The organism is Phaeobacter sp. A36a-5a, from assembly GCF_037911135.1.
GTDB lineage: Bacteria > Pseudomonadota > Alphaproteobacteria > Rhodobacterales > Rhodobacteraceae > Phaeobacter > Phaeobacter bryozoorum.
In genome coordinates this window covers 224,017-237,234 of the sequence record NZ_JBBLYU010000003.1, presented here as the reverse complement: position 1 = coordinate 237,234, position 13,218 = coordinate 224,017, and the positions used below count along the sequence as shown (strand labels likewise).

Annotated in this window: 13 protein-coding genes; 4 read left to right on the top strand and 9 right to left on the bottom strand. The window is 58.4% G+C overall.

The genetic code is table 11. The features are described 5' to 3' along the window. Window positions 1-42 precede the first annotated feature (42 nt). Genes WLQ66_RS14545 through WLQ66_RS14535 form a run of 3 tightly spaced genes read right to left on the bottom strand, consistent with a single transcriptional unit; the run spans window position 43 to window position 1,688 of the window. Window positions 43-690: a MotE family protein gene (locus WLQ66_RS14545; protein ID WP_340547047.1), complete on the bottom strand. Its 648-nt coding sequence runs from the start codon at window positions 688-690 to the stop codon at window positions 43-45. After that, on the bottom strand, window positions 690-1,154 hold the full coding sequence (locus WLQ66_RS14540; protein WP_340547046.1) for a hypothetical protein: 465 nt from the start codon (window positions 1,152-1,154) through the stop codon (window positions 690-692). Before WLQ66_RS14540 ends, WLQ66_RS14545 begins: the two co-directional genes overlap by 1 nt. A 9-nt stretch (window positions 1,155-1,163) precedes the next feature. Continuing rightward, window positions 1,164-1,688: a flagellar basal body-associated FliL family protein gene (locus tag WLQ66_RS14535; protein ID WP_340547045.1), complete on the bottom strand. Its 525-nt coding sequence runs from the start codon at window positions 1,686-1,688 to the stop codon at window positions 1,164-1,166. A 118-nt stretch (window positions 1,689-1,806) separates the two neighbouring features. On the opposite strand from WLQ66_RS14535, the gene fliF reads away from it, so the two are divergent. Genes fliF through fliP form a run of 4 tightly spaced genes read left to right on the top strand, consistent with a single transcriptional unit; the run spans window position 1,807 to window position 5,117 of the window. Continuing rightward, window positions 1,807-3,492 (top strand): flagellar basal-body MS-ring/collar protein FliF, encoded by a 1,686-nt coding sequence (gene fliF / locus WLQ66_RS14530; RefSeq protein WP_340547044.1) that lies wholly within the window; start codon window positions 1,807-1,809, stop codon window positions 3,490-3,492. Continuing rightward, window positions 3,492-4,088, top strand: a complete 597-nt coding sequence (locus tag WLQ66_RS14525) for an ABC transporter ATP-binding protein (RefSeq protein ID WP_340547043.1) — start codon at window positions 3,492-3,494, stop codon at window positions 4,086-4,088. Before fliF ends, WLQ66_RS14525 begins: the two co-directional genes overlap by 1 nt. Continuing rightward, complete coding sequence (locus WLQ66_RS14520) at window positions 4,081-4,377, top strand: FliM/FliN family flagellar motor switch protein (protein ID WP_040175044.1); 297 nt, start codon at window positions 4,081-4,083, stop codon at window positions 4,375-4,377. The genes WLQ66_RS14525 and WLQ66_RS14520 overlap by 8 nt, the downstream gene beginning before the upstream one ends. Further along, window positions 4,374-5,117 carry a flagellar type III secretion system pore protein FliP gene (fliP, locus tag WLQ66_RS14515; protein WP_340547042.1) on the top strand — a complete coding sequence of 248 codons (744 nt, stop codon included), beginning with the start codon at window positions 4,374-4,376 and terminating at the stop codon, window positions 5,115-5,117. Before WLQ66_RS14520 ends, fliP begins: the two co-directional genes overlap by 4 nt. Before the next feature lie 411 nt (window positions 5,118-5,528). On the opposite strand, the gene WLQ66_RS14510 is transcribed toward fliP, so the two are convergent. From WLQ66_RS14510 to WLQ66_RS14485, 6 genes are all read right to left on the bottom strand, one after another. After that, on the bottom strand, window positions 5,529-6,632 hold the full coding sequence (locus WLQ66_RS14510; protein WP_340547041.1) for a flagellar basal body P-ring protein FlgI: 1,104 nt from the start codon (window positions 6,630-6,632) through the stop codon (window positions 5,529-5,531). After that, on the bottom strand, window positions 6,629-7,636 hold the full coding sequence (locus WLQ66_RS14505) for a flagellin (protein ID WP_340547040.1): 1,008 nt from the start codon (window positions 7,634-7,636) through the stop codon (window positions 6,629-6,631). Before WLQ66_RS14505 ends, WLQ66_RS14510 begins: the two co-directional genes overlap by 4 nt. A gap of 3 nt (window positions 7,637-7,639) precedes the next feature. After that, window positions 7,640-9,088 carry a flagellar hook-associated protein FlgK gene (gene flgK, locus WLQ66_RS14500; RefSeq protein WP_340547039.1) on the bottom strand — a complete coding sequence of 483 codons (1,449 nt, stop codon included), beginning with the start codon at window positions 9,086-9,088 and terminating at the stop codon, window positions 7,640-7,642. A 48-nt stretch (window positions 9,089-9,136) separates the two neighbouring features. After that, on the bottom strand, window positions 9,137-10,459 hold the full coding sequence (locus tag WLQ66_RS14495) for a flagellar hook protein FlgE (RefSeq protein ID WP_340547038.1): 1,323 nt from the start codon (window positions 10,457-10,459) through the stop codon (window positions 9,137-9,139). A 102-nt stretch (window positions 10,460-10,561) separates the two neighbouring features. Then, window positions 10,562-11,398 carry a flagellar motor protein MotB gene (locus WLQ66_RS14490; RefSeq protein WP_340547037.1) on the bottom strand — a complete coding sequence of 279 codons (837 nt, stop codon included), beginning with the start codon at window positions 11,396-11,398 and terminating at the stop codon, window positions 10,562-10,564. 187 nt (window positions 11,399-11,585) lie between these two features. After that, entirely contained in the window at window positions 11,586-13,205 is a 1,620-nt protein-coding gene (locus WLQ66_RS14485) for a long-chain-fatty-acid--CoA ligase (RefSeq protein ID WP_340547036.1), read from the bottom strand. Window positions 13,206-13,218: the final 13 nt, after the last annotated feature.

The following is a 13,218-nucleotide window of genomic DNA, read 5'->3' as shown; positions in this document are numbered from 1 at the left end:
TTAGGCGATTCACGTTAAAAAAGCCTGAGGAGCAGCGCTTGCTTACTCCTTTGGAACAGACCCGTTGCGACCCGCCAGGACCACGCTGATTGTATAGGCTGCCTGCGGGCTGAGCCCGGCCATGATGCCTGCGGCTGCCTCAGGGCGCATGCGCGCGAGGAAACCAGCTGCAAATGCCGGATCCATCTCCTCAAACAGCGCTGCTGATTCCTTGGGTTTCATCTGCTCGTAGACCGCAGTCAGACGCGTCAGATCCCCTTCTGTTGCACCATCGGCGAGAGCCAGTGTCGATTTCAGCTCTTCCTCCGCCTGTTCCAGCGCAACAAGCTTCTGTTCGATTGCATCATCTGCGATCTCGAGCGCCTTCATGCGATCTTCAATCTCGGCCTCGCGCGCAGACAGTGCAGCTTCGCGCTCCTGAAAGGCCGCCAGCATGTTCTGGAGCTCTGCCGATGACGGCATCGACTTACCGTTCAAGGTGCCTTTCGGCTCATCCTTCAGAGTCGATTCGTCCTGCAGGTTTGCAACTTCCCGGGCGATCGCCGGTCCTGCCTCCAGCCCGAGGCGCACAATAGCGGATCCCATCAGCAAGAAGGCCAGCATCATGAGCGCACCGCTGCGTGTCCGCTTCATGCGCGTTGCTTTTTTTGGTTTTGCCTTCGGGGCTTTGGTCTGTGCTGTCTTGGCCATTATGCTACCCGGCCCTGCGAACGGTTGTGGCGGACAAACATCAGCCCTGCAGGTTTTGCAGGCTCAGGTTCCGGCGCCGCTTCTGGCTCGGCGTCGGCTTGATAAGCGGCGGCGAGCGCGTCGTTTTCTTCGGCAGCTGCGGGTTCGGGTGCCTTTGCCTTAGGCTCAGGCGCCGCAACTTCGGGCATGTCGTGCATGGATGCCATCATCAGCTCCAGGCGTTGTGCAACCGATTCGGCCCGGCCGGTCAGCTGGTCCAGGGCCTTGCTCGATCCATCCGATACATGGCGTGCTGCCAGCAGTGATTTATTCAGGTCATCGACCTGGGCGGAGAGCACGGCAACCGCTCCTCCCACACCTTTCTCCAGGTCGTTGAAACGCTTCAGCCGTCGCGAGAGCACCAGGCAATAAAAGCCTGCCCCCATGGCCCCGGCCGCAAGCAGGATATCTGCAATCAGTTCCATCCCGTTCTCCTAGTTCAATACGAAGTCCATAATCAGCAGATCACGCACCCGGCCCTGGCCGGTTGCGATATTGATCCGCCGCAGCATCTGTGCGCGCAGTTTCGGCAAGGCCATCGGATCGGTCAGATCCTCCAGTTCCAGTGCCCTGAGATAGCTGTTGAGAACATCGACAACACGCGGGAGGATTTTTTCGACCTCGGCCCGATGGGCGAGATCAACCTCCAGCTGAGAGCGGAATCGAAGGTGTTTTAGCCCACTTGCCTTGCGCAAGGTGATCACAATCGGTTCCATTTCGATAAAGGCGAGATTGGCGATATCCTCCGCCGTCTCACCGTTGTCCACGCCTTCTGGCGCCACTTCGGTCGCATCCACCCCTTCTGGGGCTGCGCTCTGACCAAAGGGAAGAAGGCCTGACTGGACAGCGAAGAATCCCCCACCGGCACCAGCAAGCGCAAGAACAACCCCAATGATAAGGGGCAGCTTGCTCTTCTTGGCCGGGGCGTCCTGTTCTGTGTCTACTACAGCGTCTGTCATGACTATCCCTAATACGTCGTGCCTCATCTTCTTAGCTTGCGGACACTAACCGAATGTTAAGGGCAATCCGGCAAAAGGGTTGCACATCGGACAGAATGCCGGTGCTACGGAGGTTAATGTGCAGCAGATCAAGAATGTCTGGGCAGGTTTGGACACGCGAAAGCGCCTGATTGTCGTGGGGGCCACGGTGATCGTGATTCTCAGCGTCCTGGCGATGTCCCGTGTGGCGAATACGCCCACGATGCAATTATTGTACGCCGGGCTCGAAAGCGGCTCGGCTGGGGATGTGGTGCGCGCGCTTGAACAGCGCGGCACAGAATATGAAGTTCGCGGGGGGTCAATTTACGTTGCGGCTTCGGCGCGCGACGAACTTCGCATGACACTGGCAAGCGAAGGCCTGCCGGCAAACGGCGGACGCGGATATGAGCTGCTCGATTCGCTCAGCGGCTTCGGAACAACATCACAGATGTTTGACGCCGCCTATTGGCGCGCAAAAGAAGGGGAATTGGCCCGTACGATTGTGGCCAGCCCGCATGTGACCCAGGCAAGGGTGCATATTGCCAATACGGGCTCGAACCCGTTCCAGCGCACGGCCGAACCGACTGCCTCTGTGTCGGTTGTCCCGATGGGCTCGCCCATCACGCCGGCCCAGGCCAATGCGATTCGGTTTCTGATTTCCTCTGCCGTGACAGGTCTCGCGGTGGAGAATGTTGCGGTGATCGATGCCAATGGCGCCCTGATCGGCTCGCCCGAGGCCGCCGCAGCTGTTGGCGCGGGTACGGATGATCGCTCGCAGTCGATTCGCGAACGGGTCATGCGCCTGGTCGAAGCGCGCGTTGGTCATGGTAATGCTGTGGTCGAAGTCAGCGTCGAAACGGTAACAGATACCGAATCCATCCGGGAAAAGCGCATTGATCCCGAAAGCCGTGTCGCAATCAGCACCGACGTGGAAGAACGCGCGGATTCGTCTCAGAACCAATCTGGCGAAGTGACGGTTGCGTCAAATATCCCGGACGGAGACGGGGCCTCTGGCGACGGGTCGAAAGCCAGCACCAGTGCCACTCGTGAACGGGTCAACTATGAAATCTCTGAGACAGAAAAAGAGATTCTGCGTGGACCGGGTGCGATTAAACGACTGACCGTTGCTGTATTGCTGAATGGCGTCCAGACAACCACGGCAACCGGCGAAACAGTGATGGAACCCCGCCCGGAAGAAGAGCTTGGCGCGCTGCGCGAGCTGATCTCTGCCGCGGTTGGCTTCAGCGAGGAGCGCGGGGATGTCATCACGCTGAAATCGATGGAAATGCCTACGGTAGAGCCGCAAGGCACCGTTGTCAGCGCCTCCATCTTTGACAACATCTATCTGGATGCAATGTCGCTTATCCAGATGGCTGCCTTGGCACTGGTGACGCTGATTCTTGGTCTCTTTGTCATCCGTCCGATCCTGTCGAACCAGGCCAGCGTTCCGGCCCTTGGGGCACCGACAGGCGACGCCATGGACGAATTGCCGGCACTCGGCGGAGGCGGTTTCATGTCCAATCCGAACCTCGGCGCTGATCTCGCGCTGGATGGTGAGATCGAGAACAATGAAACCGGCCAGTTCGAACCCATGGGTGGCATGGGCATGGGCAGCGGCATGGGCATGGGTGAGATGAGCGGATTGGGCGATATGGGTGGCCTGCCTGCCCTTGGCGGTGGCAGCGACAACCCCGTTGATCGCCTGCGCTCGATGATTGGCGAACGCCAGGAGGAAACTGTTCAGATTCTGCGCGGCTGGCTGGAAGAAAATGAGGAGAGAGCCTGATGACCATTGCCCATCTTCTTGAAGATTTTGCTATGGATACACCGGCGGTGCCGGTTGTCGAAGTCAACGAGGAATTGTTGGAAGAACAGCGTCTGGAATCCTACGAAAAGGGCTACAGCGCCGGTTGGGATGATGCGGTGACAGCGAAGGACAAGGAGAGCAAGCATGTCTCCTCGGAATTGGCCAGTTCGCTCGAAGATCTCAGCTTCACCTTCCACGAGGCGCAGACGCAACTGCTCGAATCGCTGGATCCGATGTTCAAGGTTCTGACCAGCGCTGTCCTGCCCGACGCAATGGCTGCGAGCTTTGGACATCACATAGTTGATCAGCTCACCGACATGGCCAAGAGCCAGGCGGATCAAGCGATCAATATTGTCGTCTCCCCCGGCGAGGGGGCGACGGTGCGTGCGCTTCTGACCAAGAGTTTCGCTGTACCGGTTCAGGTGCGCGAGGATGTCATCCTGAGCCCGGGTCAAGCCTATCTCAAGGTCGGCGGCATTGAGCGGGAAATCAACAGCTCGGCCCTGATCGACTCTATCCAGGATTCGATCGAGGCCTTCTCCTTTCACATAACAGAGGACAGCAAATATGGATAAGTCTGCTGAAATGAACCGGAAATCTGGCGATGCAGGCAATCCGTTTGTGTCGGTACCCGTTGAGGTCGTCGTATCGGTCGGCAAGGCCAGGCCGTTGATCCGTGATCTTGTCAACCTGGGCGAGAACGCGATTCTGACGCTCGACAAACGGGTGGAGGATCCCGTGGATCTCTATGTCGGCGACCGCCTGGTCGCCAGAGGCCAATTGGAAGAGCTGGAAGGCGAGCAAGCAGGTCAACTGGCTGTGCGCCTGACGGAAATCGCGGATTTGCAAAGCGGCCTGGGATGACACGCACTGCCCTTTTTGCCGTCGCGCTGGCGGCTATGCTGGCCCTCGGTCTGCCGGACCCTGCAAGCGCGCAGGATCTCAGCCTGTCATTGGGCGATGGTCAATCAATCTCCGCCCGTTCGATCCAGCTGATCCTGCTGATCACCGTCCTCAGCCTCGCGCCGGGGCTGCTGATCATGATCACATGCTTTCCGTTTCTTGTGACGGTCTTGTCGATCCTGCGGCAGGCCATCGGTTTGCAGCAGGCGCCGCCGAATATGTTGATGATCAGCCTCGCGCTGTTTCTCACCTATTTCGTCATGGAGCCTGTCTTTACCGAGGCCTGGACCACCGGGATCAATCCGCTGATCGAGGAACGGCTGGATGTTGAAACCGCGCTTGAACGTGCTTTGCAGCCGTTCCGTGTTTTCATGGCGGCGCGCCTTGATCCCGATACATTCTACGCGATAGCGGATCTACGCCCGGCCACTGCGGGTATTGACCCAACCGCCGATGCGCCGCTGTCGACCTTGGTGTCCAGCTTCATGCTGTCAGAAATCGCCCGCGCGTTTCAGGTCGGCTTTCTTGTCTTTCTGCCATTTCTCGTGATCGACCTGGTGGTCGCGGCGGTTCTGATGTCGATGGGTATGATGATGGTCCCACCGGCCGTTGTGTCCATGCCGTTCAAACTCGCGTTCTTTGTCGTTGCCGACGGCTGGAGCCTTATCGCGAGTGCTTTGGTGCGCAGCTACTTCCCGTAGTTGGATATCGCCTTCCTAATCCTCCGGTCGCCATTGCGGCCGGGGGTTTTTCTGTGCCATCACCCTGAGCGCTGCCATATACTGCGGTCGCCCTCATCCTTCAGCACATCCTTGAGGGTTGATGACCGGGCTTTCCTCTCCCTCTCCCTCTCCCTCAGATTTAGTGATCTGGATCTCCGGCCCCGCTGATGTAATGCGCGGAGAGCGAGCCGTGCTGTCATCTCGGGCAATGTGCTGAAATGTCCAGGACCGCATCTCCCAGACCTCCAGGTTGTGACAATCACGAAGGTAGAGTTCAGTGACAGCGCATCTGCAAATCGCGGATCCGCAACAGCTCCCTTACGACGAAGCACCCCCCGAAGCCACGTGGCTTCAGGGGGTGCTGGTCTTGTCTATATTGGGGCCTCGCTGCTATCGAACTACAAATTCGGCATGCAGGGCACCGGCTGCCTTCAGGCTCTTGAGGATATCGATCATGTCCCGCGGCGATACGCCCAGGGCGTTTAGCCCGGCAACCACTTCGGACAAGGAGGTTGTTTCCGGAACTTCCGCCAGCTGTATGCCCTCCTCCTCTTCAATGGCGGCACCGGTGCGTGGGACGACAACCGTTTCGCCATCTGCAAATGGATTGGGCTGAACCACGAGGGGTGTTTCCTCGATCCGCAGGGTCAGATTGCCTTGCGCAACCGCGACACGTGAAATACGGACATCGCTGCCCATTACAATGGTGCCGGAGCGTTGATCCACAACCACACGCGCCTTGCGCTGCGGTTCGACCAGGATATTCTCGATCCGACCAACTGCATGGGCCGTTGACCGGCTATTGGTGCGCTGCACGTCAATTTCCACGGTCCCGGAATCCCGCATCAGAGCGACGTTTCGACCAAATTCCGCATTGATCGCCCGCTCGATACGGCCAGCGGTGGTGAAATCTGGCTCCCGCAGGGCAAGGCGCATGGACGTCAGTGACGAGAGATCAAAGTCGATCTCGCGCTCGACCCTGGCCCCCGATGGAATAACACCGGCGGTCGGCACCCCCTGGGTGACAGAGGCACCTTCACCCTCCGCGACCGCGCCACCAGCCAGAATGGTCCCTTGGGCAACGGCATAGATCTGACCATCGGCGGCATTCAGCGGCGTCATGACCAGCGTCCCGCCCAGTAGGCTTTTCGAATCGCCAATTGCGGACACCGTCACATCGACGGTGCCGCCAACACGGGCAAAAGGCGGTAAAGTCGCGGTGACAAACACCGCCGCAACATTCTTGGGCCGAAACTGCTCACCGGTGACATTGACGCCCAGCCTTTCGAGGATGTTCGACATGATCTCTTCGGTAAACGGTGAGTTGCGCAGACCGTCGCCGGTCCCGTTCAGACCAACCACAAGACCGTAGCCGACCAGATCATTACCACGAACGCCGTCAAACTCGACCAGGTCCTTCAGCCGGATGGCATTGGCCTGTGCCATCGCAGGCAACATCAGCACCGTCAGCAGAAGTCGAATGAGCTGCATCATGACAGGAACCTCATCAGAGACAGCTGTGATGTTCGCGCGGTGACAGTAAACAGGCTTTCCAGTTGGAACTGCGCCTCGTCGAGACGGGTTGCGGTCTCATATGGGTCGGCTTGGACGAGTTCATTGAACACCAGGCTCAGGCTGGTCTGCGCCGCGCCATTGCGTGTTGCCGTCTGCTCGATACGCCCTTCAACAAAACCAAGATCCGATTGCATCTGCGTCAGTTGAACCTGGCTTTCACGCAGCTCTACCCCGGTGCTACGCAACAGTTCAAATTTCACGTCCGAGCTGAGGCTCAGGCCGGGTTCATTTACCAGTGTTGCAATCGCGAGGCTCTGCAATGTCTGTTTGAACGCAGCATCATTGGCCTTCAGAGAGACCGTGACCTCTTCATTGGGCCCGATTCTCACCGGGTCCATCAAATCCGAAGAGCCCTGGTACATCACTGCATCAAACCCCAGCGGATCGGCAAACCAGTCCTTGACGGCCTGGACGATATCCGGGGCGGTGCTCAGCAGGGATACCTCGGTCACCAGTGCGGACATCAAGGTGTTGAGGTCGGCGAGAGGCTTGGCTTCGGTATCGTTGCCGGCAAACAGGCTGCGGCCGGCCGCTTCACCGTTCAGCGACCGGATGGCTTCCGTCAGGAACACCTCTGCCTGGTTGGACAATTGCTTCGACGTTTCGTCATTCGGCGAGGTGGTGACGGAGAAGATGTCACCGGTCAGCGTGATGACGTTATCGGAGATCAGCTCAATATTGTTCTGCATCGAGGATGCGAACAGCGCGGCCTCGGTATTTGCCACCTGAAAGGACTTGAGCCGGTCAAGGCTTCGTTCGACGTCGGACAGATAGGTGAGATCGCCACCTAGTTTCTGTGTCAGCTGCGAGGTTTTACCCGAACTCAATTCCTGCGTCAGGGTCGAGATGTCGTTCTTCAGACCCACCGACCGATTGCGCAGGAACAGATGCTGAGCCATGTCCCCATATGAGTTCATAATCATTCGTTAAATCCTCAGAAGCGTTTCCATCAGCTCATCAACGACGGAGATCATTCTGGCGTTGGCCTGATAGACTTTTTCAATCACGATAAGGTTTTGCAGTTCAGCATCACTGTCGACGCCCTGCGCCAATTCGCGCTGATACATTTCGGTATAGGTTGCCGCCGCGAAGGCGACATTCTGTTCTGCGGAATTTTCACTCTGTGCAAAACGCGACAGCAGATTCGCGCTCAGCGTGCTGGCATCCAGATTTGCGGTGCCGAGGCCGACGGACGATACCAAGCGCTTGGCGTCGAGCGCATCGGCATATCCGCGCAGAAGCGTTGCATCGCCGGCATTCCCGGGCGCCGCTGCATTGAGACCATCCCGCAACCGCCAGGTTTCAGCCTGTCCCTGCATCGCGATCTTGTCGTTCAATTCAATACGGTTGGCGATGCCAACAGTATTGGCAGGGTCAAAGAACGCACCTTGATCGGTGAAAATCCCGGGATCGGTGGCGCCTAAAGTCGGATCCAAGGTTGGATCCTGGAAGCGTTCGACGAGATCTTTTGCCATCGCATCGAGATCTTCCTGAGCTTCCACGGTCAGAACGTCGCGCACCTCGAAATGGGCCGCCAGAGTCCCGCCGCGAATTGGCCCGCCGGGGCCGGTTGCAACGTCGATACCGTTGATTTGCAGACCGGAGAGCAACCCGTTGCCGAGGGTCATGTAAGGCAGGGTATCGGCCTTGCCATCGAAACTCAGCTCAGCGGCCTGACCATCCAGAAGCACGGCGCCGCCTTCTGAGAACAGGGCGACCTGCCCACGGTCACGGTTCACAACCTTGACCGGGATAATCTGGTTCACCTCGTCGATCAACAGATCACGCTGATCGAGAAGCGATGCGGAATCGGATCCGGTGGACTGACTGACTGCAATTTTTGCGTTCAGTCTTTGCAGCTTTTCCAGCGATTGATTGACGGTATCAACTTGCACGTCGATGGCCCTGTCGGCGGCTGTGCGCCGATTGCGCAGCCCTTCGGCCGCATCGGAAATCGACCGCACCAATTCTTCAGCCTGGATCGCAAGATCGTTCAAGCGCGGCCCTGAATCCGGACGGGAAATCACCTCGATCAGACCGGAGTCAAAGTCGGTCAGCCGCTGTGTGATGGAATAGGGGTCGTCGGCGCTGCCCACCAGCTCGGTCATACGACCAAAGAAGGCGGATTTCACCTCGGCAACGCCGACCTCTGAATTGGCGGATCGCACGCTGGACTGCAACGCCGGATCGTTGATCCGCTGGACGTTGCCGACCTTCACCCCGCTGAAACCGTCGCCGGCGCTGGTGAGCGCCAGACTCCGGCGCGAATATCCTGGTGTCAGGACATTCGACAGGTTTTCGGAAACAACCGAGGTTGAGCGGCCAGCCGCCGTCAGCCCGGTCATTGCGGAATTGAGAGCACTTGTAATGGACATGGATCATCCAGCCTTTGCGCGAATGTGGATCAAAGGAGAAGGCGCTTATCAGCGCTTGATGTTGGTGGTTTCCTGCAACATCTCATCCACGGTCTGAATGACCTTTGCGTTCGACGAATAGGCGCGCTGGGTCTGGATCATGTTGGTTAGTTCCCCCGCAACATCGGTTGCGGATTCTTCACGCGCATAGCCCAGGATATCGCCTGTCGGACCCTCACCAGCATTCCACAGGAAATAGGAGCCGCTTTCGCTGGATGGCATATAGGTCTGGCGATCCATCGCGATCATACCGTTGGGATTGGGCAGATCGACAAGAGGTACCTGATAGACCACTCGGCTGACGCCGGTGTCATAATTGGCATGCACATATCCGGCTTCGTCGATTTCCACGCCGGTGAAGTTACCGACCGGGGCGCCGTCCTTTGAAATGGAGGCGGGTGCGAAGGTATCCGACAATTGGGTAAGGCCGTTGTCATCCCCCAAGGTGCCGATATTGATCTCCATCGGGCCGCCTGCAACAGACACGATGATCGAGCCGGTTGCCGGGTCATAGGCCCCACCTGTCGTTGCCGTGACAGCATTGAGAGCGCCGCCGGAGGTCCGGTTGTCATCAAAGGTCAGCGTATATTCACCGATCACAGTGGCGCCGATAGCAGTATCGGTAATGATCATCGTCCACTCGTTCGACTCGCCTGTTGCGGGAACGGTGGGAACAAATTCGATCTGCAGACTCTCCGACTTGCCGAGGTTGTCATAATACTCGATCGACAGGTTTTCGCTGGTACCAGCCGACGTGGATTCGGTTGCGGTCGCAGGCAGGTTGACACCCAGAGACATCTCGGTTGTCGGCTCACCAGACAGTTTGTTTACATTGAAACGAACCGGTTCCAGCGCATCGGAGGTATCGCGCGGGTAGGGTGGGATTGTACCATCGGACTGTGCGGGCCAGCCCATCAGGACGAGGCCGGATTCAGTGGCCAGCAGGCCATCGGCGTTGGTCCGGAACGATGCAGTGGTGGTCAGCATCATCTGCGGATTCGCAGCGCCTGTCTCGACCTCGTTCATGGATGTCACCGGCAGCATACCGCGGCCTCGGACCGCGAGGTCAGTCGCATTGCTGGTCGACACCAGCGGGCCCCGCTCATCAATCAGGCGGACGTTGGTTGTCCGCACGCCCCCGGCCGAATAGGTGCCGCCAGACGAGCTCATGACCATCGAGTGGAAATCGGTCTGGACCCGCTTGTAGCCGGCGGTTGAGGAGTTTGCGATGTTGTCGGAAATGGAGGCCAGTCGGCTGGCATTCGCGGTAAGCCCGGCAACACCGGCATTAAGCGAGGAAGAAATCGTCATGGATACGCCTTTCTGCTGCATCGAATCTTTCTTGATGCAACAGCTAGCCGATTGCCCATTAACGGGCGGCTAACAGATAAAATTGTCTGATCTGTTCGCCGCCCGTTTTTGGGGATCCATGGGTTATTTGCGCAGAAGGATGATTTCGACCCGATTGTTTCGCGCTGCCATCGGATTGCTATCCGCCAGTTTGCGATCGGCATGTCCCGTCACCCGGTGCATCCGCTTGGACTTCGTTCCGCCTGATTCGAGCATCACCCGGGTCGCGTCAGCCCGTGCATGGGACAGTTCCCAGACCGGATTATTGGCGACAACGACCGCATGTGACCTGATGTGACCGCCGATTGCGATGTTGTTTTCAACAACGCCGGTGACGCGTGAAACCATCTTCACGATGTCGCGGAACAGGAGGGTCGGTTCGGCTGTACCATCTTTGAACAGCGGCGAATCCTCGGTGTCGAAGAGTTCGACTACAAGGCCTTCGTCGGTGACGCGGGTAATGATGTGCTGCGCCATCTCGATCGAGACCATGCTTTCGCCGCCACGCCCCTTCAGCTGCTCTTCCAGGGCTCGGAACTGCTCATCGGCAGCCTCGCGGTCCTTGTCCTGTTCGACGCCGGAGTCACCCTTGGCCTGCTGGGCGTTTGCGGGGTTCACATCGGTCGCACCGGTACCGTTCTGGGGCTGGATTTCCTCGGTGAACATGCTGTCCCCGCTGAACGCCCCGTTGCCGCCGCCGGAGACCCGGCTCAGCGGAATGGATGGCGAGAAATAATCCGCCAACCCTTTGCGTTGTTTCTCAGTCGTTGCATTGAGCAGCCACATCAACATGAAGAACGCCATCATAGCCGTCACGAAGTCCGCATAGGCGACCTTCCAGGCTCCACCGTGGTGACCATGGGCACCACCTGACTTTTTCTTCTTGATGATAATGGGCGCCACATTTCCTTGTGCGCTCATAATCCACCACCTATTTTCACCCACTACCGGGATATCAGGCGGTGTCTTAAGTGAGGCTTAACAGATAAATTTGCCGGCAGTTATGGCCGCCAAAGTCCCTGTTTTACCCGTAATTCGGACGGATTCTGTGCCCATTTCGTGAAATGGGCACCGCCACCAGATGCCATATTGGCGGCGGTGCAGTGCATCAGGCCTCTAGCAGAATCGCGTCGTAGGAGTCGCGGAGCTTGTTTTTCAGCACCTTTCCGGTGCCACCTAGCGGCAGCGCATCGACAAAGATGACACGGTCGGGGATCTGCCAGCTTGCTACCTTGCCCTGGTAATACTCGCGCAGATCGTCCTCGGTCACGTCGGGGGAGCGTTTTACAGCGATCACCACCGGACGTTCGTCCCATTTGGGGTGTCTGGCTGCGATTGCCGCTGCCTGAGCGATACCGGGGTGGGACATCGCGATATCCTCCAGCTCGACGGTCGAGATCCACTCGCCGCCAGACTTGATGATGTCCTTGGAGCGATCACGAATGATCATATAGCCATCGGCATCAATTGTGGCGACGTCACCGGTATCGAACCATCCATCTGCCGTCAGCGCTGTATCCTCGGCGCGAAAATAGCTGTCGATCACCCAATGACCGCAGATCTGCAAATTGCCCTGCGTCTGTCCGTCATGAGGCAGAACAGCGCCGCTGTCGTCTACGATGCGCAGATCGACACCATACATGGGGCGGCCCTGTCCTTCGCGCAGCTTCGCCTGCTGCTCGGCGTCCAGCTCATTGTGTTTCTGAAGCAGCTGGTTCAGCGTCCCGATTGGGCTTGTTTCCGTCATGCCCCAGGCATGCACCAGATCAACGCCGTATTTGTCACGAAATGTGGGGATCATGACCGTTGGCAGGGCAGAGCCGCCGACAATGGTGCGTTCCAGGCTCTCGGCGGTGCATCCGGTCTCCTCCAGCCCTTTCAGCAAACCCATCCAGATTGTGGGAACACCCAGCGCCACGGTGACCTTTTCCGCATCAATCAGCTTGGCCAGGCTCGCCCCATCCAGATGCGGCCCGGGCAGTACCAGCTTTGCCCCAACCGCCGCGGTCATGTAGGGCGTCCCCCAGGCATTCACGTGGAACATCGGAACAACTGCCAGAACGGTGTCCCGCGCCCGCAGGGCGATACCGTCGGGCTGGTTGCCGCCAAGCGTATGCAGAACGCTGGTGCGATGGGTGTATTCAACCCCCTTGGGATTGCCGGTCGTGCCGGAGGTGTAACACAGGCTCGATGGCAGGTTTTCATCCAGATCAGGCCAGGAATACGGGGTTGTTTCCATGTCCAGGAGCGCATCGTAGAACAGCACGTCTTCGATCTGGGCTGCGATCTCGGCGTCCGGCGGCCCCATCACCACGATATTCTGCACGGTGGTCAGATGCGCGCGCAGCTGTGCCACAGCCGGAACAAAGGTGGTGTCGATGAACAGGACCTGATCCCCTGCGTGGTTTATGATGTAGATCAGCTGCTCTGGTGTCAGTCGCGGGTTGATCGTGTGGCAGACAAACCCACCCCCGGAGACGCCGAAATAGATTTCGAGGTGGCGACGATTGTTCCAGGCGATGGTGCCGCAACGGGCGCCCTGCGCGATGCCCAGCCGTCCCAGGGCGGCCGCCAGCTTGCGGGCGTTGGTGTCGATGTCTCCCCAGGTGACATGCACGGTTTCGCCCGAAGTCTCGACAGATGTGACCGTGGTCCCGCTATGGAACCGCCCTGCATGTTCTATCAGCGAGCCTATAGTCAGCTGTTTGTGCATCATCTTGCCAAGCATCTTCGTCTTCTCC